20 protein-coding genes are annotated in these 23,060 nt (G+C 43.7%); 15 read left to right on the top strand and 5 right to left on the bottom strand.

What is annotated here, in order from left to right:
- The first annotated feature begins 18 nt into the window (after window positions 1–18).
- The 10 genes from aroC to LIN98_RS08585 all read left to right on the top strand — a co-directional run bounded on the left by aroC (window position 19) and on the right by LIN98_RS08585 (window position 10,076).
- Entirely contained in the window at window positions 19–1,092 is a 1,074-nt protein-coding gene (gene aroC / locus LIN98_RS08630) for a chorismate synthase (protein ID WP_005571360.1), read from the top strand.
- Between the two features lie 21 nt (window positions 1,093–1,113).
- Window positions 1,114–1,986: a penicillin-insensitive murein endopeptidase gene (gene mepA / locus LIN98_RS08625; protein ID WP_005547922.1), complete on the top strand. Its 873-nt coding sequence runs from the start codon at window positions 1,114–1,116 to the stop codon at window positions 1,984–1,986.
- 3 nt (window positions 1,987–1,989) lie between these two features.
- Window positions 1,990–2,757 (top strand): TSUP family transporter, encoded by a 768-nt coding sequence (locus LIN98_RS08620; RefSeq protein ID WP_005547920.1) that lies wholly within the window; start codon window positions 1,990–1,992, stop codon window positions 2,755–2,757.
- A 115-nt stretch (window positions 2,758–2,872) separates the two neighbouring features.
- Complete coding sequence (gene lpxM / locus LIN98_RS08615) at window positions 2,873–3,829, top strand: lauroyl-Kdo(2)-lipid IV(A) myristoyltransferase (protein ID WP_005547918.1); 957 nt, start codon at window positions 2,873–2,875, stop codon at window positions 3,827–3,829.
- A gap of 21 nt (window positions 3,830–3,850) precedes the next feature.
- Complete coding sequence (gene apt / locus LIN98_RS08610) at window positions 3,851–4,462, top strand: adenine phosphoribosyltransferase (RefSeq protein WP_005543085.1); 612 nt, start codon at window positions 3,851–3,853, stop codon at window positions 4,460–4,462.
- A 32-nt stretch (window positions 4,463–4,494) separates the two neighbouring features.
- On the top strand, window positions 4,495–6,540 hold the full coding sequence (gene dnaX, locus LIN98_RS08605; RefSeq protein WP_053330419.1) for a DNA polymerase III subunit gamma/tau: 2,046 nt from the start codon (window positions 4,495–4,497) through the stop codon (window positions 6,538–6,540).
- A complete protein-coding gene (locus LIN98_RS08600) occupies window positions 6,540–7,433 on the top strand; it encodes an endonuclease/exonuclease/phosphatase family protein (RefSeq protein ID WP_005589124.1) in 894 nt (297 codons plus the stop codon). Before dnaX ends, LIN98_RS08600 begins: the two co-directional genes overlap by 1 nt.
- 143 nt (window positions 7,434–7,576) lie before the next feature.
- Complete coding sequence (locus LIN98_RS08595) at window positions 7,577–8,530, top strand: glycosyltransferase family 2 protein (RefSeq protein WP_014167878.1); 954 nt, start codon at window positions 7,577–7,579, stop codon at window positions 8,528–8,530.
- Window positions 8,531–8,532: 2 nt separating this feature from the next.
- Window positions 8,533–9,156, top strand: a complete 624-nt coding sequence (locus LIN98_RS08590; RefSeq protein ID WP_233115846.1) for a hypothetical protein — start codon at window positions 8,533–8,535, stop codon at window positions 9,154–9,156.
- 47 nt (window positions 9,157–9,203) lie between these two features.
- Complete coding sequence (locus LIN98_RS08585; RefSeq protein ID WP_014167876.1) at window positions 9,204–10,076, top strand: hypothetical protein; 873 nt, start codon at window positions 9,204–9,206, stop codon at window positions 10,074–10,076.
- A 41-nt stretch (window positions 10,077–10,117) separates the two neighbouring features.
- On the opposite strand, the gene LIN98_RS08580 is transcribed toward LIN98_RS08585, so the two are convergent.
- On the bottom strand, window positions 10,118–10,471 hold the full coding sequence (locus LIN98_RS08580) for a RidA family protein (RefSeq protein ID WP_005568378.1): 354 nt from the start codon (window positions 10,469–10,471) through the stop codon (window positions 10,118–10,120).
- A 101-nt stretch (window positions 10,472–10,572) separates the two neighbouring features.
- Between LIN98_RS08580 and LIN98_RS08575 the strand changes: the two genes are divergently transcribed.
- Window positions 10,573–11,289 carry a YwiC-like family protein gene (locus tag LIN98_RS08575; protein WP_005547897.1) on the top strand — a complete coding sequence of 239 codons (717 nt, stop codon included), beginning with the start codon at window positions 10,573–10,575 and terminating at the stop codon, window positions 11,287–11,289.
- Window positions 11,286–12,005 carry a tetratricopeptide repeat protein gene (locus LIN98_RS08570; protein ID WP_005547895.1) on the top strand — a complete coding sequence of 240 codons (720 nt, stop codon included), beginning with the start codon at window positions 11,286–11,288 and terminating at the stop codon, window positions 12,003–12,005. The genes LIN98_RS08575 and LIN98_RS08570 overlap by 4 nt, the downstream gene beginning before the upstream one ends.
- Before the next feature lie 50 nt (window positions 12,006–12,055).
- On the opposite strand, the gene LIN98_RS08565 is transcribed toward LIN98_RS08570, so the two are convergent.
- The 3 genes from LIN98_RS08565 to parE form a co-directional block, all read right to left on the bottom strand.
- Window positions 12,056–12,667, bottom strand: coding sequence for a glutathione S-transferase family protein (locus LIN98_RS08565; RefSeq protein WP_005544647.1), 612 nt, complete (start codon window positions 12,665–12,667; stop codon window positions 12,056–12,058).
- 283 nt (window positions 12,668–12,950) lie between these two features.
- Window positions 12,951–15,206, bottom strand: coding sequence for a DNA topoisomerase IV subunit A (parC, locus tag LIN98_RS08560; protein WP_005544645.1), 2,256 nt, complete (start codon window positions 15,204–15,206; stop codon window positions 12,951–12,953).
- Window positions 15,207–15,797: 591 nt separating this feature from the next.
- Window positions 15,798–17,696: a DNA topoisomerase IV subunit B gene (gene parE, locus LIN98_RS08555; protein WP_005566521.1), complete on the bottom strand. Its 1,899-nt coding sequence runs from the start codon at window positions 17,694–17,696 to the stop codon at window positions 15,798–15,800.
- 502 nt (window positions 17,697–18,198) lie between these two features.
- Between parE and LIN98_RS08550 the strand changes: the two genes are divergently transcribed.
- Window positions 18,199–19,086 (top strand): YadA C-terminal domain-containing protein, encoded by an 888-nt coding sequence (locus tag LIN98_RS08550; protein ID WP_005544639.1) that lies wholly within the window; start codon window positions 18,199–18,201, stop codon window positions 19,084–19,086.
- 103 nt (window positions 19,087–19,189) lie between these two features.
- Here the strand turns inward: LIN98_RS08550 and ettA are convergent, their stop codons facing one another.
- Window positions 19,190–20,860 carry an energy-dependent translational throttle protein EttA gene (gene ettA, locus LIN98_RS08545; protein WP_005566523.1) on the bottom strand — a complete coding sequence of 557 codons (1,671 nt, stop codon included), beginning with the start codon at window positions 20,858–20,860 and terminating at the stop codon, window positions 19,190–19,192.
- Window positions 20,861–21,238: 378 nt separating this feature from the next.
- Here ettA and zevA point away from each other — a divergent pair, with 378 nt between their 5' ends.
- Together zevA and zevB are read left to right on the top strand one after the other, a co-directional pair.
- Window positions 21,239–21,904 carry a zinc transporter binding subunit ZevA gene (zevA, locus tag LIN98_RS08540; RefSeq protein ID WP_012821052.1) on the top strand — a complete coding sequence of 222 codons (666 nt, stop codon included), beginning with the start codon at window positions 21,239–21,241 and terminating at the stop codon, window positions 21,902–21,904.
- Window positions 21,905–21,918: 14 nt separating this feature from the next.
- A complete protein-coding gene (gene zevB / locus LIN98_RS08535; RefSeq protein ID WP_014167871.1) occupies window positions 21,919–22,950 on the top strand; it encodes a zinc transporter permease subunit ZevB in 1,032 nt (343 codons plus the stop codon).
- Window positions 22,951–23,060 lie beyond the last annotated feature (110 nt).

Below are 23,060 nucleotides of genomic sequence, written 5' to 3'. Positions count from 1 at the left end.
CATTAAAGAGAGAACAGCATGGCAGGAAATACCATCGGACAATTATTTCGCGTCACCACCTTCGGCGAGTCCCACGGCATTGCCTTGGGTTGCATTGTGGACGGCGTACCGCCGAACATGGCATTATCGGAAGCGGATATTCAACCGGATTTGGATCGTCGTAAACCCGGCATCTCGCGCTATACCACACCGCGCCGCGAAGACGATGAAGTGCAGATTTTATCCGGTGTCTTTGAAGGAAAAACCACCGGCACCAGTATTGGCATAATCATTAAGAACGGCGATCAACGCTCGCAGGACTATGGCGAAATTAAAGATCGCTTCCGTCCGGGACATGCAGATTTTACTTATCAACAAAAATACGGCATTCGTGATTATCGCGGCGGCGGTCGTTCTTCCGCCCGCGAAACTGCCATGCGCGTGGCGGCGGGTGCCATCGCGAAAAAATATTTACGCGAACAATTCGGCATTGAAGTGCGTGGTTTCTTAAGCCAAATCGGCGATGTCAAAATTGCGCCGCAATCCGTGGAACATATTGATTGGGCAGAAGTAAATAGCAATCTGTTTTTCTGCCCCGATAAAAGTGCGGTGGAAAAATTCGATGAATTAATTCGTGATCTGAAAAAACAAGGGGATTCTATCGGTGCTAAATTGACCGTGGTGGCGGAAAACGTCCCCGTCGGGTTGGGCGAACCGGTGTTTGATCGTTTGGATGCGGATTTAGCCCACGCATTAATGAGCATTAATGCGGTAAAAGGCGTGGAAATTGGTGACGGTTTCGCTGTGGTAGAACAAAAAGGTAGCCAACATCGTGACGAAATGATCCCGCAAGGATTTCTTTCCAACTATGCCGGCGGGATTTTGGGCGGCATCAGTTCAGGACAACCGATTATCGCCACGATTGCCCTCAAACCCACTTCCAGCATTACCATTCCGGGGCGCTCGGTGAATCTCGACAATGAATCTGTCGAAGTTGTTACTAAAGGTCGCCACGATCCTTGTGTCGGCATCCGCGCCGTGCCGATTGCGGAAGCTATGACGGCGATTGTATTGTTGGATCATTTGTTGCGTTTTAAAGCGCAATGCCGATAAACCTGAAAAACGGATGCCATCATGAATAAAACCTTTCTCCAATTCATCAAAAGTGCGGTCGTTTTCAGCAGCGTTTTTTACGCCGCCAACGCTTTTGCCGCGCCGCAAGATTGGCAACAAATTAAACGTCCGATTCCCGCAGAAGACGGGAAATCGCAGGCTATCGGCAGTTATTCCAACGGTTGTATCATAGGCGCCCAGCCTTTGCCTTATAAAGGCGACGGCTATCAAGTGATTCGCATGAATAAAAACCGCTATTACGGACACCCTGACATGATTAGCTACTTGCAACGTTTGGGGCAACGCGCCAAGGCGGCGGGTTTGCCGACCATGTTGGTGGGCGATATTGCTATGCCGGGCGGCGGACGTTTTCTGACGGGACACGCCAGCCATCAAATGGGGCTGGATGCGGATATTTGGCTGCGCATGGGCAGTATGTCCGACAGCGACGCACTGAATTCCGACGGCAAAGGTTTGTTGGTGGTGAATCGCAAAGCGCAGCGGGTGGACGACAGTATTTGGAATGCCAACCACGCGAAACTAATTAAACTGGCGGCGGAAGATGTGAAAGTGACGCGTATTTTCGTTAATCCGGCGATCAAATTAAAACTCTGCGAAACCGCGGGCGCCGATCGCGCCTGGTTGCACAAAATCCGCCCGTGGTTTGGGCATGACTCCCATTTCCATGTGCGTCTGACTTGTCCGCAAGGGGCGCAGTATTGTGAGAATCAAGCGCCGGTGCCCGCCGGCGACGGTTGTGGGGAAGAACTCTATTCTTGGTTTAAACCGGCAAAACCGGGTTCAGCCCCGAGCAAACCGAAAGTTACACCGCCCGAACCGTTTTTGTGTCAGCAAGTCTTAAGCTCGCCGAATCGAAGCGAGTGGCTGGAGTGATGTATGGAATTCGGACTTGATATTTTAGCCATTTTATTTGCTGTTGCCTTTATTGCCGGTTTTATTGACGCCATTGCCGGTGGCGGCGGTTTAATCACCATCCCCGCGTTACTGATGACAGGGCTTCCGCCGGCGGTTGCGCTCGGTACCAATAAACTACAAGCCTGTGGCGGTTCCTTTTCTGCCAGCCTTTATTTTCTGCGTCAAAGAGCGGTTAAATTTTCGGAAGTTTGGTTGATTTTGTTGATGATCTTCCTCGGATCTGTTGCCGGCACCATTTTAATTCAATTAATTGACGCGTCTTTGATCAAGAAAATTCTCCCGTTTTTGATTTTGGCTATCGGTATCTATTTTTTGGTCACCCCTAAACTCGGCGACGAAGATCGCAAACAGCGTCTTTCTTACCCGATTTTTGCATTTTGTATCGGTACGTTTATGGGCTTTTATGACGGCTTTTTCGGCCCCGGTACCGGTTCCATCATGAGCTTGGCTTGCGTGACATTACTTGGCTTTAATCTGGCAAAAGCCACTGCCCATGCCAAAGTGATGAATTTTACCTCTAATCTGGCTTCCTTGATTTTCTTCTTAATCGGCGGACAAATTTTATGGACAGTGGGCTTGATTATGCTGGCAGGGCAGTTCATCGGCGCCAACTTAGGCGCCAAAATGGTGATGACCAAAGGAAAAACGTTGATTCGCCCTATGGTGGTCGTAATGTCCTTTATCATGACGGTGAAAATGGCGTTTGATCAAGGTTGGTTTGACTTTTAACGGCATAGAGTGCGGTCAATTTTTTGATTGTTTTTTTATGAATTCCGATGGCGTCCTGATGGCGTGCGTTTTCTAACGCGTGTCCTAATTCTTAAAACTGAACGAAGAACGATAAATGACAGATTCTCAACAAAACGTCCGTTTAACGGCGCGTGTCGGCTATGAACCACGTTTCTCATGGTCGTATTTAAAGCCGAAATACTGGGGCATTTGGTGCGGTATTTTGGTACTGCTTTTGCTCGGCTTTATCCCTTTTCGCTTGCGCGATAAGCTGGCGGCGAAACTCGGTGTGTTTATCGGGCATAAAGCGAAAAAACAACGTAAACGGGCGCAAATTAATTTGCAATGTTGCTTTCCGCAATGGTCGGAACAGCATCGTGAGAAGGTGATTGATGAAATGTTCGCCGTGTTGGCGCAAGTGATGTTGGGCATCGGTGAAGTTGCCGTGCGTTCAAAAAAACATTTGCAAAAACGCAGTGAATTTATCGGCATTGAACATATTAAACAGGCAAAAGAACAGGGTAAAAACGTGATTTTGCTGGTGCCGCACGGTTGGGCGATTGATGCGTCGGGGATTATTTTGCACACCCACGGCATTCCCATGACGTCCATGTATAACCCGCACCGCAATCCTCTGGTGGACTGGCTTTGGACTATCACCCGACAGCGTTTCGGCGGCAAAATGCACGCCCGCCAAAATGGTATTAAACCGTTTTTGAACCACATTAAGCAGGGGCAAATGGGCTATTATTTGCCGGATGAAGATTTTGGCGAAGAGCAGAGTGTGTATGTGGATTTCTTCGCCACCTACAAAGCTACATTGCCGGGTATTAATAAAATGGCGAAACTGGCAAAAGCGGTGGTGATTCCCATGTTTCCGCGCTACAACGCAGAGGCCGGCAAATACCAGATGGAAATTCATCTCGCCATGGCATTAAGTGATGATCCGGAACAATGTGCACGCGCCATGAATGCAGAAATTGAAAGTTTTGTCACTGAAACGCCGGCGCAATATGTGTGGATTTTACAGCTGCTGCGCACCCGAAAAAATGGTGAAGATCTTTATGATTAATGTTCGGCAATCCGTCGATTTATGATAATATGCGCGCCGATTTATAATTTTAATCCGTGCAAAAAAACAACCGCACTTTTAGGTAAAAAAATGGAAAAACAACTTGCACTTATCGCTTCTTCAATTAAATCCATTCCCGATTATCCGAAACCGGGCATCATTTTTCGTGACATTACCAGCCTGGTAGAAAACCCGGCGGCATTTCATGCGGCTATCGATCTCATCGTGCAACATTGCAAAGACAAAGGGATTAATAAAGTGATCGGTACCGAATCCCGCGGTTTTATTTTCGGCGCGCCGGTGGCGTTGGCGTTAAATGTGCCTTTCGTGTTGGTGCGCAAGCCGGGCAAATTACCCCGTGAGACCATCGCACAATCTTACGAATTGGAATATGGGCAAGACACTTTGGAAATTCACACGGATTCCATTCAACAACGTGATAATGTCTTAGTGATTGATGATTTGTTGGCGACCGGCGGCACTGTTGAAGCCACCGTTAAATTAGTGCAACGTCTTGGCGGTGAAGTGAAGCACGCCGCGTTCGTGATTAATTTATCGGAATTGGGTGGCGAACAGCGTTTACTTGGATTGGGCGTGGAACCTTATACCTTGGTTAATTTCGCCGGTCATTAATTTTTCAGATTAGGCAAGCGGGAAAATATAGTATGAGTTATCAGGTATTAGCAAGAAAATGGCGTCCGAAAACCTTTGCTGACGTTGTGGGGCAGCAACATATTTTGACCGCACTTGCTAACGGTTTGCGTGAAAATCGTCTGCATCATGCCTATTTGTTTTCCGGCACGCGCGGCGTGGGGAAAACTTCCATCGCCCGTTTATTCGCCAAAGGGCTTAATTGTGTCAGCGGTGTCACCGCCGAACCCTGTGGCGTGTGCGAGCATTGCAACGCCATCGAAAAAGGCAACTTTATTGATTTGATCGAAATCGATGCGGCGTCCCGAACCAAAGTGGAAGACACCCGTGAATTGCTGGATAACGTGCAATATAAACCGGTGTTGGGGCGCTATAAAGTGTATCTTATCGATGAAGTACACATGCTTTCCCGCCATTCTTTCAATGCGTTGCTGAAAACCCTGGAAGAGCCGCCGGAATACGTCAAATTCCTGCTCGCCACCACGGATCCGCATAAATTGCCGGTAACGATTTTATCCCGTTGTATGCAGTTCCATTTGAAAGCCCTGGAGCAATCACAAATCGCTGACCATTTGGCGTATATTCTCAATCAGGAACAGATCCCTTTTGAATCCTTGGCGTTAGATAAACTTGCCAACGCCGCGCAGGGCAGTATTCGCGACAGTTTAAGCCTCACCGATCAAGCGATAGCCATGAGCAACGGCAATGTTACGCTCAATATCGTTAACGATATGCTCGGTTTACTGGATGAAAGTCAAGCCATTGAGATGATTTATGCGTTACAGCAAGGTAACGGCGAAAAACTGATGCAGGCAGTGAATGCTGTGGCGGATAAAGCCGGCGATTGGGATGAATTGCTACGTGAAGTGTCGGAAAACTTGCACAAAATCGTCATGCAACAACTCTTGCCGCAGGCTGCCTTGGATGAAAGCAGTCAAATCGGCTTTTTAGCCAAACATATTGCGCCTCAGGACGTTCAATTTTTCTACCAGGTCGTTGTCACCGGTCGTAAAGAATTAAGTGCCGCACCAACGGCGCGTATGGGCGCTGAAATGGTGTTATTGCGTGCGTTGGCGTTTCACCCGAAATTAATGGGGGATTTTGCGAATGCAGAACAGAACGAATTCAATCCTCCGTTAAGCCAACAAAGTGCGGTGGAAAATCCCGTTAAATCTCCATTGCAATCTACCGCCCCCGCGATTGAAATGCCGGTGGTTTCACAGGCGATCAAAGCCAATTATCAAAGCCGTAAAAAATCGGTGGCGGATAATGCGCCGACTCAAATGGAAAAAGCACAACCTGCGCAATCGACAGAGGCGTTAGTCAATTCCCCCGTGCTGGACGCCTTAAACGGGCTGGAGCAGCTGGATGCCATGCCGAGTACGCCCTCTCAAGAAAAAAAAAAGTCTGAACGCTTAGCACAACATTCATCGGAAAAACTGACCGCACTTTCCCATGCAACCACGCATTCTGACGCCCAAAGTGCGGTAGAAAATCAGAGTGAATCTGATAGCGACGAAACTGATGCGGATGTGTTGTTAGGCGAGGATTATCGTTGGGAGTGGAGCAACCCCGAGCTTGCCAATATTGAGCAAGGCCCTAAGCCCTCCGAAATCAAAGCCGCCATTTTGCAGGACATCACTCCTGAATTACAGCAAAAAATCGTCAATTTAACTCAAACGCAAGATCGCTGGGCGCAGCTGATTGAGCAAAGCGGTGTAGAAAATCTCACCAAAGAGTTCGCCTTAAATACCTTCATTTGGCAGGAAAATGACGCGGAGTTTAAACTTGGTGTGCGTTCCAGCCACGGGCATTTAAATCAGGATAAGCATCGGAAGCTGTTACAACAGGCACTTTCAGTGGTGTTACAGAAAGAAATTGCACTGACCGTGGAAATTAACGACGACGAACAATATCTGACGCCGACGGATTATCGCCGTAAAACCTATGCTCAATTGCGTGAGCAGGCGAAACAGGATTTGTTGCAAGATGAAAAGTTGCAACTATTGGAGCGTGAATTTGATTGTCAGGTTGATGTGAAAAGTATTCGTCCGGTGTAATGATGGCAAAGAAAACGACGCATTTTATTCGCAAATTTCTCGCTTTATTTGGTATAGTCGCAGTAGGCGTTGCTGCCTATCTTTTTTACAGCATCGAGATTTTTTTGCCGGTCAAAATCCATTTTTCCGGTGCTTCCAAGCTGACTTACCAACCGCTCGCAAAACACGAAGATTTAACCTGTTACCAAGCGGCGCAAAAACCGCAAGAAATGACACAAAATAGATTCCGTTTACTCGTTTGGAATTTGCACAAAGGGCAGGATGCCGGTTGGCAGCAGGCGCTTTCCCGTTTTGCCAAAGGGCGCGACTTTGTGTTGCTGCAAGAGGTGTTAAATACGCAACATCTGGCGACGCAATATTCAGCGCAATTTCCGACCGCACTTTATGCCTCTGCCTTTGCTTATTTACAGCAGCAATCGGGCGTTGAAATTCTCTCAAAATTTCCACCGCACTTTTATTGCGCCGGTTCAAAACCGGAACCCTGGATCCGCATTCCGAAAGTCGGCGCCGCCATGAGTCTGCCTCTGGCGGGAGGAAAAAATCTCTTATTAGTCAACGTGCATTTAATTAATTTTGAATTAAACCCCACCGCATACGGCGAGCAACTACGCACGCTCATGCAACTTATTTCCCACCATCAGGGACCGTTAATTTTCGCCGGGGATTTTAATTCTTGGAGCAGTTACCGTATGTCGCGTATTCATGAGTTAATTACGGAATATGGTTTACAAGAGGTGACTTTTCCGCAAGATCATCGTCTGCGCTTTTTGGGTAACCCGCTGGATCATATTTTTATTCGCGGATTAAATGTCATCAACGCCACTACAGAACCAACGGAAAGCTCCGACCATGCGCCGTTGTTGCTGGAGGCGGAGCTAATAGCAGATAAATAGAATCCATTCTATTTATTATCTTTCTTTGGTGTTTTACTGTACTTTACAGTTATTCACTTCTATACTTATCCTGTCATTAGATATAATTACTATCTGTTTATATCATAATTTTTAAATATTTTTTCCAAATGATGAAGGCTTTTATGTCGGAACCTATACTTACAATTGTTTTGCCTTGTTATAACGAACAGTCTGTTTTATCTAAATCCATACCGATTATTCTTAATCACTTATTAAATTTAATAAATAATAAGAGAATTAATAAGAATAGTAAGTTATTGCTGATTGATGATGGTTCAAAAGATAATACCTGGCTGGAAATAGAAATGCTGGTTAAGCAATATCAGCAAATCAAAGCATTAAAGTTAACCCGCAATTTTGGGCACCAAAATGCCTTGTTGGCAGGAATGATGTTTTCAGCTAAACAGTTAAAAACAGATATTTGTATTACTATGGACTGCGATTTACAAGATGATCCCGGTACTTTAGAGGAGATGTTAGAAAAATATTTTTCTGGTTATGAAATTGTATATGCTGTGAGAAATAGGCGTGCAAAAGACAGCTTATTAAAACGGAATTTTGCTTTATTATATTATAACATTTTAAAAAAGATGAATATTAACGTTGTTCCTAACCATGCAGATTATCGTCTAATGAGTGCTAGAGCTTTGTCTGCTTTGGAATGTTTTAGGGAAAGTAATTTATTTCTTCGCGGTATTGTTCCACTTTTAGGATTTTCAAGTACTACAGTTTATTATGCACGTGAAGAAAGGATCGCCGGATTTAGTAAATATAGCATTCCTCGTATGATGCGTTTAGCCATAGATGGGATATGTGGATTTAGTGCAATTCCTTTATTATTTATATTATGGTTAGGTATTATTGTTAGTTTAATTTCACTGGCAATGGGAGGATGGGCACTAATTATAAAAATTTTTGGCAGTGGTATAGTACCCGGATGGGCGTCTACTGTTGTGCCTATGTATTTTTTAGGCGGTGTGCAACTTTTTACTTTAGGTATTATAGGTATCTATATTAGTAAAATATTCGATGAAGTCAAAGATAGACCTAAATATATAATAGAGAAAGAATTATAATAATGAAAATATTTACCTTATTAACTAATAATGAAAGAAATTTATTTTATCTGGTTCTGCTTGTTACTGTTCTTTTTTTATTTTATCCACCATATTTACCCATGGTTGATTTGCCGCAGCATGCAGCCCAAGTAGTTATGTTAGATGATCTGTTTAAACAACAGAGTAAATGGTCTGATTTAGTTCAGCTGAATTGGGATACTCCTTATTTAACGGGCTATTTTGTTTGGTGGTTGCTATATCAATTCACGGATATTGTTACATCTTCTAAACTGTTGGTGGTTTTTATATTCCTATTTAATGTTTGGGCGGTTTTTCTTTTGAGAAAAAGCTTTCAAGCTGAAAGTATTCTGGAATGGGCTGCGATAACAAGCTTTTTTGGATTTGCTTTCCAATGGGGATTTGTTACATTTCTTTTAGCAATACCTATCGGTATTTTATTTTTTCTTTCTAATAAAAATTGGCTTGAAACTAAGAAATATCGTTATTTTATAGGTATAGTATTATTAGGTATTTTATCTTACTGTAGCCATGTTTTAATTTTTTCATTCTTCTGTTTTATTTCATATGGATATTTTTTAGCTATTCATTTTAGACAAGAATCTTATAAAGCGGGGGGGGGGTAATATTTACTCTCCCTTATCTGCTATTTGCAATAATATTAATTCGGTATTTGGGTAAAACAGATTTACTACAATTTAAAGATTATTCTGAAAATTATGTATTCCTACCTTTTTGGTATAAAGTATTTACACTGATTTACTATCCTTGGAATATGGACTATGCCGTATTATATAATGTTGCTTGGATAGTTTTTTTTATTTTACCGAGTTATATGGGCTATACCTTAACTAAGGATATTAAACGTTATATTCCTTTTATCGGTTTTCTCATTCTTTGGTTTAGTTTACCTCATGCACTTAATCAAACAGCATTTATATATGAACGATTTTCCATTTTTATGCTTCCTTTTTATTATTTAATTTTTGAAAAAAGGTCAATCAAAAAGAATAACGGTAACATAATTTTCTTTAATTTAATGTTTTTTATATTTGTTTTCTTATTAATGGGAAAAGTCTATTATAATAATATTCAATTTAATAATGATCCAAATATGAGAGCATATTCGAAAATAATAGAGTCTATGCAGTCTCAAAAAAGAATATTAACTTTATTTAGTCAATCTTCAGAAACCAGTGGATTGCTTACTTCAAGTACAGAATATTTACATTTTGGTAGCTGGTATCAGGCGCAAAAACATGGGTGGTCCGATTTTAATTTTGCCGTTTATTCACCGCAAATAGTTAGATTCAAACCTAATAAAATGCCAAATATATCAAGTCGTTCAGGTGTGGTTAATAAAGATTGGATTATTAGCCTTGATAATTGTAAGGATTATGATTATTTATTGATGAAAACAAAAGAATCACCAACAATGATTTCGACATGGTTGGCAGAAAACCCTCGATGTAAAACATTCATTTTAGAGAATCAGCAACAGGATTGGTTACTGTTTAAAAAAATTAAAGAAAATGAAGCGTTATAAATTGTAATATGAAGGCTAAATATTAGGTCCGAATAGCATTGTTAAACCGCCGACGTCACCACAATTTCCACTTTCCAGCGAGGATCTGCCAGTTTGGCTTCTACAGTGGCGCGCGCCGGTGGATTTTGTGGATCAACCCATTCGTCCCATGCCTGATTCATCAGGGCATAATCCTGCATGTCGGCAAGATAGATCTGCGCGTTTAAAATTTGGCTTTTGTGGGAATTGGCTTTGGCAAGTAATTTGTCGATGAGATTTAGCACTTCTTGCGTTTGGGCGTAAGCATCCTGTGCTAAGGTGGTTTCCGGAACTTGTCCTGCCAAATAAGCGACACCATGATAAATCACCAGTTCGGCAAGGCGGGCGTGAGTATCGATACGTTGAATTTGTGTCATGATTTCTTCTCCGTAATGAAAATAATTCGTAAGGATTATATCAATCTTCCAGAAAAACCTCTAAAATTCTTAAACTTTTCAACTGATAACTAGTCTCAATTATGACGCTATTGATTTCTAATCAGCACGGCGCAATCGTCATGGCACTCATGCCATTTCTGTACGGTATGTTACTTGCTCACCCTATTTGGCAGCACCTTTTCTTTTTATTGGCATGGTTTTCATTATATTTAATGACTTACCCGTTTCTGAATTTGTTCAAAGGCAGAAATTTAGAACTGTACATAAAATGGTCGTGGATTTATTTCTTTGCCACGGTGATTTTTGCCATTCCGGTGTTATTGCATAACTGGCGAACGGTGCTTTTTGTGGTCGCCATGATGCCGTTAGTGTTGGTAAATATTTATTATGTGAAAAAAAAGGATGAGCGTGCTTTTTTAAATGATCTGGTGGGAATCATTATTTTTGCCATTGCGGGCATGGGATCCTACTATTTTTCCGACCGCACTTTTGATGGCAAAATCTGGCTGGTAGCGCTGTATCCGAGCTTGTTTTTTATCGGTACCACCTTATATGTCAAATCCGTCATGCGTGAGCGAAAAAATCCGTTATATTTGAAGTTATCTATCGGTTTTCATGCGCTTTGTGTGCTCGGATTTATCTTGTTACAACAGTATTTAATGGCGCTGGCGTTTGTTCCGTCGTTAATTCGTGCAATTTGGCTACCGCACAAAAAAATGTCGGTAAAACAAGTGGGGCTGACCGAAATGGGCGTTTCGCTGCTGTTTTTTGCCAATTTGCTTTATGCAACGTTATGAATATGATGAAAAAACAGTTAAAACATTTTGCGATAGTATTGGGATTATTGGGTTTTTCTGTACAAGCGGCGGAAAATGTGGCGTTTTCGGTCGCGGAACGTGTACAAGAAATGTCGGCGTTTGCACAGAATAAATTGAATAATGATGAATTGAGAAATCTGGCAAGATATTTCTATCAAAATGACGATGTCCGTTCGGCATTCAATGTGATGCGTATTTTGGCGCTACGTGGTGATAGTAACGCGCAACTGGATTTAGGGCGTTTGTATTTTGGCGGTAACGGCGTAGAGAAAAATTACGAAAAAGCCTATTGGTGGTTTAGTGAGGCGGCAGAAAAGGGGAGTGTGAAAGCGCTCACCAATTTGGGCATTCTTTATACAGGCGGCTACGGCGTTAAAAAGAATCTGGAATATGGCATTAATTTATTGGAGCAGGCCGCCGAAGTTAGCGATTCGCAAGCCATGTTGATTTTAGGCATGCTGTATTACAACGAGAACAAAATTAAGAATTTCAACAAAGCATTTCAGTGGTTGGAAAGAAGCGCACGACAAGGCAACGAAGAAGCGATCTTTCGTCTGGCACTAATGTATGAACATGGCGAAGGTACTCGACGCAATCGCCCGCTCGCTATTTCTATTTACAAGGATCTTATTGCACAACAAAGTTATTTTTCTGATGCCGCCCGTGAACGGTTAGAGATTCTGAACTATCACTAAATAAAAAAATCCGTCTCTATAAAGACGGATTTTTTTATTTAATACAAGAGTTAAATCAACCCTTCGGCTTTTTGTACACGTTTTACAATGTCCAATGCTGCAATGCGTTGCGCAAATTCGGTTAAATGTGTTAGGGATGAAAAATCAAGATCGATAAATTTACACCAGCCTAAAATTGTAAATAGATAAATATCGGCGACGGATACATCTTCGCCTAGGTAATTCTGCTTTGATAAGCAGTGATTAGCTTGCGCCAGCATACCCAGAATATTTTCTTTCGCTGTTTTTTGAATCGCTTGTTTTAAGGATTCATCTTGAACGTAAGGCGGTACATGGAAGAGTGGGACAAAGGCTTTGTGTACGTCAGAATTCAAGAATGCCAACCAGCGAAATGCTATAGCTTTGCCTTTGGCTGAGTCGCTGCCAAAGAGTTTTGCCTGTGGGTAAAGATCGTCTAAATAAGTTAAAATCGCCAAGTTTTGGGAAAGTACAAGATTACCGTCAACGAGTAGAGGAACTGCACCTTGTGGATTGAGCTCTAAGTATTCCGGGCTCTTCATATACTCTTGTGTCACTGCTTCGGCTTCATAAGGCTGATTGATTTTTTCCAATGCGAAATGCGGTACGAATGAGCATGCACCCGGCTTAAAATATAGTTTCATATTAACTCCTTGAATAAAATGACAATTACAATTTTTGCCTGCTTAATGATGGTATAAATAACCATCAGGGACATTGTAGCAGATTTGTGTAATATGCCCACCTGATTGAATCTATTGATATTTCCATTTATGGATATATACAACGTGCCGGCTTAGTTACACTCAGTAGTGAATAAAATTCTTTCTATCTTGTTTATTGTAAGAGAAAAAAACACCGGTAAAAATAACCGCAGTTCCTCATGAAAGAATGCGAATAGCAGCCTTTAAGTGCAATTTAAGATTTTCACTGCTGTGGTGTTACCACTTCAATTTCCACATTACTGTGTAAACCCCGTGGCAATTGCGTGCCTTTACGACCGCGTTCGGCGCGGAATTTCTGCAGATCTTCCGGTTTCAGTACAATTTTGCGTCTGCCGGAATGGAACACTAGACTCGAATTTTCTTCAATCAGCAATAAGTGCACCAACAGCTCAGAACGGGCTTTGGCGTTGGCGGACGGAATGGTAACGATTTTGTTGCCTTTGCCTTTGGATAATTCCGGCAAATCCTGCGCGGGGAAAATGAGCATGCGACCGGCGGAAGTGAGCGCTACCAAAAGTGCGGTGGAATTTTTCAGCGTTAACGGCGGCAAGACTTTGGCATTTTCCGGCAGGGAAATCAGCGCTTTGCCGGCTTTATTGCGGGCAATTAAATCGGCAAATTTACAAATAAAACCGTAGCCTGCGTCAGATGCCATGAGCAACGGCTGATCTTCATTTTCAATCAGTAACTGATCGATAGTCGCCCCCGCCGGTAAAGTGAGTTTGCCGGTGAGCGGTTCGCCTTGTGAACGGGCGGATGGCAACGTCAACGGATCCAGCGCGTAACTGCGCCCCGTGCTGTCGATAAACACCGCTGCTTGATTGCTTTTGCCGTAGGCGTGCGCCAAATATTTATCGCCCGCTTTATAACTCAAGCCTTGTGGATCAATATCGTGTCCTTTGGCACAACGCACCCAGCCCATTTCCGACAAAATCACGGTGACCGGTTCTGTCGGCAGCATTTCGTTTTCCGCAATGGCTTTGGCTTCTGCACGTTCCACTAACGGCGAACGGCGCGGACTGGCGTAGATTTTGGCATCCTGTTGAATTTCTTTTTTCAGGAGCGTATTCAAACGGCGCTCGGAGCCTAAAATCTCTTCCAAAGATGACCGCTCTTTTTCCAACTCCGCTTGTTCCGCTTGCAGCTCATGCTCTTCTAACTTGGCTAAATGGCGCAAACGTAAGTTCAAAATAGCTTCTGCCTGCTCGTCGCTTAAATTAAAACGCGCCATCAATTCCGCTTTCGGTTCGTCTTCGTAGCGAATGATGTGGATCACTTCATCAATGTTTAAAAAGGCGATCATTAAGCCTTGCAAAATATGCAAACGGGCGAGCACTTTGTTCAGATGATATTGCAAACGACGGGTGACTGTAGTGCGGCGGAAGCTGAGCCATTCGGTGAGAATTTCCAACAGATTTTTCACCGCCGGCTTGTGATCAAGACCGATCATGTTCATGTTTACGCGATAACTTTTTTCCAAATCGGTGGTGGCGAATAAATGTGCCATCACGGCGTCAATATCCACCCGATTGGAACGCGGCACCAGCACGATGCGCACCGGATTTTCATGATCCGCTTCATCACGAATATCTTCCACCATCGGCAGTTTTTTGGCATTCATCTGCTCGGCGATTTGCGCGATGACTTTCGACGGTGAAGATTGATGCGGCAAGGCGCTGATAACAATTTCACCGTCTTCTTTCTTCCAAGTGGCGCGCATTTTAATAGAACCGCGACCCAGTTGATAAATCTTCCGAATATCTTCTTTCGGCGAAATAATTTCTGCTTCCGTCGGGAAATCGGGGCCTTGCACTACGGTTAATAATTCGTCCAGCGTAGTTTTCGGATTGTCCAATAACATCACCGCCGCGTCGGCGATTTCATTAATGTTGTGCGGTGGAATATCCGTCGCCATCCCCACCGCAATGCCGGTGGTGCCGTTGAGTAAAATGTGCGGTAGGCGCGCCGGTAAATATTGCGGCTCTTCCAGCGTGCCGTCGAAGTTCGGCTGATAATCTACTGTGCCTTGTCCAAGTTCCGCTAACAGAATCTCAGAAATTTTAGATAAACGGGACTCCGTATAACGCATGGCGGCGAAGGATTTCGGATCATCCACCGCCCCCCAGTTACCTTGCCCGTCAACCAGCGGATAGCGGTAAGAGAACGGTTGCGCCATCAGCACCATGGCTTCATAACAAGCGCTATCGCCGTGCGGATGGAATTTACCCAACACGTCCCCCACGGTACGGGCGGATTTTTTGTACTTCGCCGTGGCGTTCAGCCCGAGTTCGGACATGGCGTAAATAATACGTCGCTGCACCGGCTTTAAGCCGTCACCAATAAACGGCAACGCGCGATCCATGATGACGTACATGGAATAGTTGAGGTACGCACTTTCAGTGAAGTGGCGGAGTGGCATTTGTTCGATGCCTTCGTAGTTGATGGATTCTGTTGTCATTTGTAGTTCATATTTTGGTTGTGTTAATCGGTTTCGCCTGATGGGGCGAGTTACTTTTATTTGCTTCGCCAAAGAAAAGTAACCAAAAGAAAGGCGACCCCGGATAAATTGCTTTTCCTCTCTTAGCATTAATTTTCTTCACGGAAAATTTTGAACTCGCCACTACGTGGTTCAAACAAAGCAAAATTTTCCTAAAAATTAACGCACGTTCGGGCAATTTATACGGGGACCCATTATTTCGAGCGTTATTCTGAAAAGTGCAGTTGATTTTTTTCGGATGTTTTTTTATTTAAAAAATGATTTTAAAATCGACCGCACTTTTAGAGCTATTTATTGGGTTCCCTTCTTTGCCGCCCTTGTGGAGTTGAATTTGTAGGAAATTTTCGCTTTGTTTGAATCACGTAGTGGCGAGTTCGAAAATTTCCGTAAAGCAAATTCAGTGGAACAAGGGAAACAAGGGAAAGCAGGGCGTGTTTTCTTTTTGCCTACTTTTGCTTTGCACGAGCAAAGAAAAAGTAGGTCGCCCATCGGGCGAAATCCGATATCAATTTAATAATGGGCTGAAATTATTAAAAATAATCGAATATACTCTTACACCGCCAAATCAACCTGGTCACCTTTTGCCTGCAACCAGTTTTTACGGTCTTCGGCACGCTTTTTAGCCAGTAACATATCCATGGTTTCGATGGTTTCCCGCTTTTCTTCGCTTTGGGCTTCAAAGGTGAGCTGCACTAAGCGGCGGGTGTTCGGGTCCATGGTGGTTTCGCGCAGTTGCATTGGGTTCATTTCGCCCAAGCCTTTAAAACGCTGTACGTTCGGTTTGCCTTTTTTCCCTTTAAGACGATCTAAAATCGCGTCTTTTTCGCTTTCATCCAAGGCGTAAAACACGTCTTTGCCTAAATCAATACGGTATAACGGCGGCATTGCCACATACACATGGCCCAGTTCCACCAGTTTCGGGAAATGGCGTAGGAACAAGGCGCAAAGCAGGGTGGCGATGTGTAAGCCGTCGGAGTCCGCATCGGCAAGGATGCAGACTTTACCGTAACGTAGTTGGGATAAATCGCTATTGTCGGGATCAATGCCCAACGCCACCGCAATATCATGCACCTCTTGTGATGCCAAAACTTGTTCCGGAGACACTTCCCACGTATTCAAAATCTTGCCGCGTAACGGCAGGATCGCCTGATATTCACGATCCCGCGCTTGTTTGGCGGAACCACCGGCGGAATCGCCTTCTACGAGGAATAATTCGGTGAAATTGATGTCTTGCGAGCTACAATCGGCGAGTTTACCCGGTAGCGCAGGGCCACTTACCAGTTTTTTGCGTACCACTTTTTTCGCCGCACGCAGACGACGTTGAGCGGAGCTGATTGCCATGTCTGCCAACAGTTCCGCTTGCTGAATGTTTTGGTTGAGCCATAAACTGAAGGCATCTTTGACTACGCCGCCGATAAACACCGCACTTTGACGGGAAGAAAGTCGTTCTTTGGTTTGACCGGCGAACTGTGGATCCTGCATTTTGAGGGAAAGCACATAAGCGCAGCGATCCCATAGGTCGTCGGCGGTCAGTTTTACGCCGCGCGGCAATAGATTGCGAAACTCGCAGAATTCGCGCATGGCGTCTAATAAACCTTGACGCAAACCGTTGACATGGGTGCCGCCAAGTGCGGTGGGAATCAGGTTCACATAGCTTTCACCAATGAGTTCACCGCCTTCCGGCAGCCACAATAATGCCCAAGATACCGCTTCTTTTTCGCCGTTAAATTCGCCGATAAAGGGCTGTTCCGGCAATGTGACCAAGCCATTGACCGCTTCCATTAAGTAGTCATTTAAGCCGTCTTGATATAGCCAGGTGTCTTCGGTGTCGTTGACGTTGTCGATAAATTTGATTTCCAAGCCGGAACAAAGTACGGCTTTGGCGCGTAATAAATGGCGTAGGCGGCTGACGGAGAATTTTTCGCTGTCGAAATATTTCGGATTCGGTTTGAAATGCACGGTGGTACCGGTCGTGCGGCGACCGCAGGTGCCGATAACAGTAAGATCTTCTACTTTTTTGCCGTTTTCAAAAGCGATTTTATAGATTTCGCCATTGCGTTTAACGGTAACATCAACCCGCTCCGATAAGGCGTTTACGACAGAAATTCCGACCCCGTGCAAACCGCCCGAGAAGGTGTAGTTTTTATTGGAGAATTTACCGCCGGCGTGCAATTTACTCATGATCACTTCCACACCGGAAACTTTTTCCACCGGGTGAATATCCACCGGCATCCCGCGTCCGTTATCAATGACTTCAATGGATTGGTCTTTGTGCAAAATCACTTCAATTTTGGTGGCAAAACCGGCAAGAGCTTCGTCCACGCTGTTATCGATAACTTCTTGTGCAAGATGGTTCGGGCGGGTGGTGTCCGTGTACATGCCGGGACGCAGCTGGACAGGTTCGAGGTCTTTTAAAACGGTAATTTCGTTGGCGGAATAATTCGTTGTCATAATGGGTTAATTCATAAAATCGGGAAGCAAAATTGCGCGGGATTATAGCAAAAAACAACGGAATTTTTAACCGCACTTTAATGGATTTGGCAAAAAGTGCGGTCGTTTTGGCAGGTGTTTTATTTTTTTGAGTAATGGCTCGTGTGGTGATAGCTTTAAAAAAGGTCTCGGCAGGTAACTATTTTAACCGATTAAAATATAATTTTTTTAGATTATAAGTTTGGAGGGAAAGATTTAACCTTGTTTAAAGAAGGATTAATAAATGGTTTTTTAATATGCAAGATTAAGTATTGTTTCTATTTTAGGGTAAAACAATAGTCGTAACCTATTGAATTGATACATTTATATTAGAAGGGATTCATATTTTTTTGTGGTATAAATTCAAGCCGAAAAGGAGGCATGTTAAATCAGACTCTTTTTTAATTTTATTATGGAAGAATGGTTTTTCGATTTCGAAAAATTAGACTAAAAATTAAATAACTTTATTTTTTAAGGATGAATTATGACATATCAATTATTTAAACACCACCTCGTTGCTTTAATGGTCACTGGTGCAATTTCTGTCAATGCATTGGCTAAAGACTCTTTTCTGGAAAATCCTTCTGCTAATCTTCCACAACAAGTCTTTAAAAACAGGGTGGATATTTTTAATAATGAGACGAACATTAATGAAAATAAGAAAGATATTGCTATTAATAAAGCAAATATTGCTAGTATAGAAAAAGATGTTATGCGTAACACTGGGGGGATCGATAGATTAGCTAAGCAAGAGCTTGTTAACAGGGCAAGGATTACTAAAAATGAGTTAGATATTCAGAAAAATACTAAATCAATTGCAGAGAATACAGCTTCTATAGCCCGTATTGATGGAAATCTGGAAGGCGTTAATCGGGTGCTTCAAAATGTAGATGTGAGATCTACCGAAAATGCGGCAAGATCCCGTGCTAACGAGCAAAAAATCGCCGAGAATAAAAAAGCAATTGAAAATAAAGCGGATAAGGCTGATGTAGAGAAAAACAGAGCCGATATTGCAGCAAATTCCAGAGCGATTGCAACCTTTAGATCTTCAAGCCAAAACATCGCGGCATTAACGACCAAAGTTGATCGTAATACTGCGCGTATTGATCGATTAGATAGCCGAGTCAATGAATTAGACAAAGAAGTAAAAAACGGTTTGGCTTCCCAAGCGGCACTAAGCGGCTTATTCCAACCGTATAATGTCGGCAGCCTTAACTTGAGTGCAGCTGTTGGTGGTTATAAATCTAAAACAGCACTAGCGGTTGGTTCAGGTTATCGTTTCAATCAAAATGTAGCCGCGAAAGCCGGTGTGGCAGTAAGTACCAATGGTGGCAGCGCAACCTATAACGTCGGTTTAAACTTTGAGTGGTAATTCACTTAAAGTGCGGTCAGAATTTTAGGTGTTTTTGGCTGCATCAATAAAACAAAACCCGTTTTCAATGAAAGCGGGTTTTTTTGTGTTTCGCGATTAACAATTATTTCGCAATGCGTTTATATTTAATTCGGTGCGGTTTAAGGGCTTCAGCACCGAAAGTTTTCTTTTTCCATTCTTCATAATCGGAGAAATTGCCTTCGTAGAAGGTGACTTTGCCTTCATCGCCGTAATCTAAAATGTGGGTGGCGATACGATCTAAGAACCAGCGGTCATGGGAAATTACCATGGCACAGCCCGGGAATTCCAAGATGGCATTTTCCAGTGCGCGCAAGGTTTCCACATCAAGATCGTTAGTTGGCTCGTCCAATAACAGCATGTTGCCGCCGGCTTGTAATAATTTCGCCAAATGCAAACGACCACGTTCACCGCCGGAGAGTTCGCCCACACGTTTTTGTTGATCCACGCCTTTGAAGTTGAAGCGTCCTACATAAGCACGGCTTGGGATTTCAAAGTTACCGATGGTTAGAATATCTTGTCCGTTGGACACTTCTTCCCACACGGTTTTTTTTTCGTCCATAGCATCACGGAATTGATACACGGAAGCTAACACGACGGTTTCGCCCAAGGTAATGGTACCGGAATCTGGTTTTTCTTTGCCGGAAAGCATACGGAAGAGGGTGGATTTACCCGCGCCGTTGGCACCGATAATACCGACAATGGCACCTTTCGGAATGCTGAAGGATAAATCGTCGATTAAAGTGCGGTCGCCGTAGGACTTACTTAAATGTTGCACCTCGATGACTTTTTCGCCCAGGCGTGGACCGGGTGGAATAAAGAGTTCGTTGGTTTCGTTACGTTTTTGATATTCGCCGGAATTAAGTTCTTCGAAGCGCGCCATACGGGCTTTGCTTTTCGCTTGGCGGCCTTTCGGATTTTGACGCACCCATTCCAATTCTTTCTCAATGGATTTTTGGCGGGCGGATTCCTGCGCCTGTTCCTGCGCCAGACGTTTTTCTTTTTGTTCCAACCAAGAGGAGTAATTGCCTTCCCAAGGAATGCCTTCACCGCGGTCAAGTTCTAAAATCCAACCGGCAACGTTATCCAAGAAGTAACGGTCGTGGGTGATTGCCACTACAGTGCCTTCGTAGTCGTGTAAGAAGCGTTCCAACCATGCCACGGATTCCGCGTCCAAGTGGTTGGTCGGCTCGTCTAACAGCAACATATCCGGTTTTTCCAACAACAAACGACACAAAGCAACGCGGCGGCGTTCCCCCCCGGATAAATGCTCGATTTTGGCATTCCAGTCCGGTAAACGTAGCGCATCGGCGGCGCGTTCTAATTGATTTTCTAAGTTATGCCCGCCGTGAGCCTGGATAACGGCTTCCAGCTCCGCTTGTTCGGCGGCAAGTTTGTCAAAGTCCGCATCGGGATTCGCATATAGCGCATACACTTCATCCAAGCGGGTTAAAGCGCGTTTCACCTCGCCGACGGCTTCTTCAATGGCTTCGCGCACGGTGTGCTGTGGATCGAGTTTCGGTTCCTGCGGAAGATAGCCGATTTTAATGCCCGGCTGCGGACGGGCTTCCCCTTCGATTTCTTTATCGATGCCTGCCATAATGCGAAGCAGGGTGGATTTACCGGCACCGTTTAAGCCAAGTACGCCGATTTTGGCGCCCGGGAAAAAGCTGAGTGAAATATTTTTCAGAATATGACGTTTCGGCGGAACTACTTTGCCTACTCGGTGCATCGTATAAACGAATTGTATTGACATAATTATTCTCTGGGTTAAGGGAAAAGTGCGGTCGGAATTCAAGGCGTTTTTTCGGCACCTGATGACCGATGGAATTTAATCATTCGGGGGTTCATTCTACTTGATGTTTCATCTTTGTGCTAATCATTCGCGGAAAACAGATATAAAAAAACCTCTCGCGAGGAGAGGTAGGAAAGTAGTTTAGCTATTTATGATTATTTTATTTAGGAACTTTATGAATATCAAGCAATCACTTGACGCGATTGAATGCTATAGATTTTTTCGTGTGAAGAAAAATACTAAATTAAGTTTTTTTGATATAGATCACAAAACTGAGCGTGTTTTTTTCTTTTTGCTGATTTTTTATACTTGTTCTGTGTAATTTTATTTTATGTTAGAATGCGTTATAGCTATTTTTCGGAAGGTGAATTTGTGAAGAAACTTTTTTTATTGCTATTGTCTTTGTTATCCGCTCAGTATGTTTTTGCCCATCCTCATGCTTTCATTGAGATAAAAACCAAAACCTTGGTAGAGAATCAACAATTAGTCGGTTTTTCAATGCAGTGGATTTTAGACGAACCCAGCTCCGCAGCGGTTTTATACGATTTAAGACAAACCAAAGGCGATAAAAACGCGCGACAAAAGCTCATTGATGAAGTCATGGGCAATGTGGTGAATGAGCATTATTTTAGTTATTTTTTTGACAAGCAGGGCAATAAAATTAAATACCGAGCCAAACCGCAAAACTACGGTATGAAATCCAATGGTTCACAAGTGATGTACTTTTTCGATTTCATGTTGTCTAAACCGCAGCCCTTGACAGATAACGAATATACTTTAAGTACTTACGATCCAACCTATTATGTGTCCATGTATTACGGCGAACCGACCAAAAGTGCGGTGGATTTTTCCGCGCTGCCGGCAAATTGCCGGGGACAGGTGCTTGAGCCGCAAGTGGATGAAAAAGTGAAACAATACGCCTCATCATTAGATCAAACGCAACGTGATGAGGACAATACATTGGGTGCGCTATTTGCACAAAAAGTGCGGTTGATTTGCCGTTAGTTTTTAAAAATTTTATGAAAGCCCGTTTATTTTACAGCATCGTCTTTATCGTCTTAGTTCTCGCTATTATTTATCTTTTCCCCTGGCTGTTTAAGCAGGTTGTCGTGTGGCAGCGGGAATTTAATCAACTGATTTCCGGTTACTTGCACGAAATCAAGCAACAGCCCGTGTATGCCGGCAGCCTGCTGATTGCTGTTAGTTTTTTATACGGTGTGTTTCATGCGCTGGGTCCGGGACACGGTAAATTTATTATTGCCGGTTATTTAGCCACCCATCAAACCAAGCTCGAGCGCAGTATGCAAATCACGTTCTTTTCTTCTTTAACGCAGGGCGTGGTGGCAATTTCGGCGGTGTCAATCGTGGTTTTGCTGCTTCAGCTTTCTTCCGCTTATTTTAATTTAAGCCAATTATGGCTGGAGCGAACCGCTTATGCGTTAGTGATTTTATTGGGATTAAATTGGTGTTGGAAAAGCGGGAAAACGCTGTTGAAGCAACATCGACAAACGAAGCAGCAACTGCAAATCAAAAAAATTGAAGGCGGTTTGGTAAATGAAATGCGTGTCGGTTCATTGATCGCAGGAAAAAGTGCGGTCAGAATTTCAGGTGTTTTTAACGGGCATACGGAACACCACGAAAATTGCGGTTGCGGGCATCAACATGTGCCGAACCCCGAACGACTCAATCAAAGTACCAACATCAAAGAAAGTTTGCTGATTATTTTGAGTATCGGCATGCGCCCCTGTTCCGGCGCGATTTTCGTACTGTTTCTGGCGTATATGTTGGATCTCTATGCTTGGGGCGTGATAGCGACACTGGCAATGGCTCTCGGCACAGGAATGACATTATCGGCCTTTGCGTTGTTGGTGCGCTATGCCCGATCCACTGCCGTGAAAATGGCGCAGTGGTATCGCCTGCCGTTTGCCAATGTGAATACGGAAGCCTTAATGAAATGCCTTGCCGGCATCATATTGATTTTCTTTGCGATGAGTTTACTTTATGGCACCACATTGCCGATAAGTGGCGGGGCAGCATTATTTGTTCGATAAGCGAAGATCTTAGAGAGTGAAAGAATCCGGTAGAAAAATAAAAGCCCATAAAGAAGGTATGGGCTCAAATTCTTTTGGTATGCTTTAGTTTCATAATAAGGAGATAAATA

Source organism: Aggregatibacter actinomycetemcomitans (genome assembly GCF_023518055.1).
Taxonomy (GTDB): domain Bacteria; phylum Pseudomonadota; class Gammaproteobacteria; order Enterobacterales; family Pasteurellaceae; genus Aggregatibacter; species Aggregatibacter actinomycetemcomitans.
This window is presented reverse-complemented; position numbering and strand designations above follow the sequence as displayed.

What these genes read in the sequence shown, in the direction of transcription:
- aroC (WP_005571360.1), top strand. Translation starts at nt 19, where the DNA reads ATGGCAGGAAATACCATCGGACAATTATTTCGCGTCACCACCTTCGGC.
- mepA (WP_005547922.1), top strand. Translation starts at nt 1,114, where the DNA reads ATGAATAAAACCTTTCTCCAATTCATCAAAAGTGCGGTCGTTTTCAGC.
- LIN98_RS08620 (WP_005547920.1), top strand. Translation starts at nt 1,990, where the DNA reads ATGGAATTCGGACTTGATATTTTAGCCATTTTATTTGCTGTTGCCTTT.
- lpxM (WP_005547918.1), top strand. Translation starts at nt 2,873, where the DNA reads ATGACAGATTCTCAACAAAACGTCCGTTTAACGGCGCGTGTCGGCTAT.
- apt (WP_005543085.1), top strand. Translation starts at nt 3,851, where the DNA reads ATGATAATATGCGCGCCGATTTATAATTTTAATCCGTGCAAAAAAACA.
- dnaX (WP_053330419.1), top strand. Translation starts at nt 4,495, where the DNA reads ATGAGTTATCAGGTATTAGCAAGAAAATGGCGTCCGAAAACCTTTGCT.
- LIN98_RS08600 (WP_005589124.1), top strand. Translation starts at nt 6,540, where the DNA reads ATGATGGCAAAGAAAACGACGCATTTTATTCGCAAATTTCTCGCTTTA.
- LIN98_RS08595 (WP_014167878.1), top strand. Translation starts at nt 7,577, where the DNA reads ATGTCGGAACCTATACTTACAATTGTTTTGCCTTGTTATAACGAACAG.
- LIN98_RS08590 (WP_233115846.1), top strand. Translation starts at nt 8,533, where the DNA reads ATGAAAATATTTACCTTATTAACTAATAATGAAAGAAATTTATTTTAT.
- LIN98_RS08580 (WP_005568378.1), bottom strand. Translation starts at nt 10,471, where the DNA reads ATGACACAAATTCAACGTATCGATACTCACGCCCGCCTTGCCGAACTG.
- LIN98_RS08575 (WP_005547897.1), top strand. Translation starts at nt 10,573, where the DNA reads ATGACGCTATTGATTTCTAATCAGCACGGCGCAATCGTCATGGCACTC.
- LIN98_RS08570 (WP_005547895.1), top strand. Translation starts at nt 11,286, where the DNA reads ATGAATATGATGAAAAAACAGTTAAAACATTTTGCGATAGTATTGGGA.
- LIN98_RS08565 (WP_005544647.1), bottom strand. Translation starts at nt 12,667, where the DNA reads ATGAAACTATATTTTAAGCCGGGTGCATGCTCATTCGTACCGCATTTC.
- parC (WP_005544645.1), bottom strand. Translation starts at nt 15,206, where the DNA reads ATGACAACAGAATCCATCAACTACGAAGGCATCGAACAAATGCCACTC.
- parE (WP_005566521.1), bottom strand. Translation starts at nt 17,696, where the DNA reads ATGACAACGAATTATTCCGCCAACGAAATTACCGTTTTAAAAGACCTC.
- LIN98_RS08550 (WP_005544639.1), top strand. Translation starts at nt 18,199, where the DNA reads ATGACATATCAATTATTTAAACACCACCTCGTTGCTTTAATGGTCACT.
- ettA (WP_005566523.1), bottom strand. Translation starts at nt 20,860, where the DNA reads ATGTCAATACAATTCGTTTATACGATGCACCGAGTAGGCAAAGTAGTT.
- zevA (WP_012821052.1), top strand. Translation starts at nt 21,239, where the DNA reads ATGCGTTATAGCTATTTTTCGGAAGGTGAATTTGTGAAGAAACTTTTT.
- zevB (WP_014167871.1), top strand. Translation starts at nt 21,919, where the DNA reads ATGAAAGCCCGTTTATTTTACAGCATCGTCTTTATCGTCTTAGTTCTC.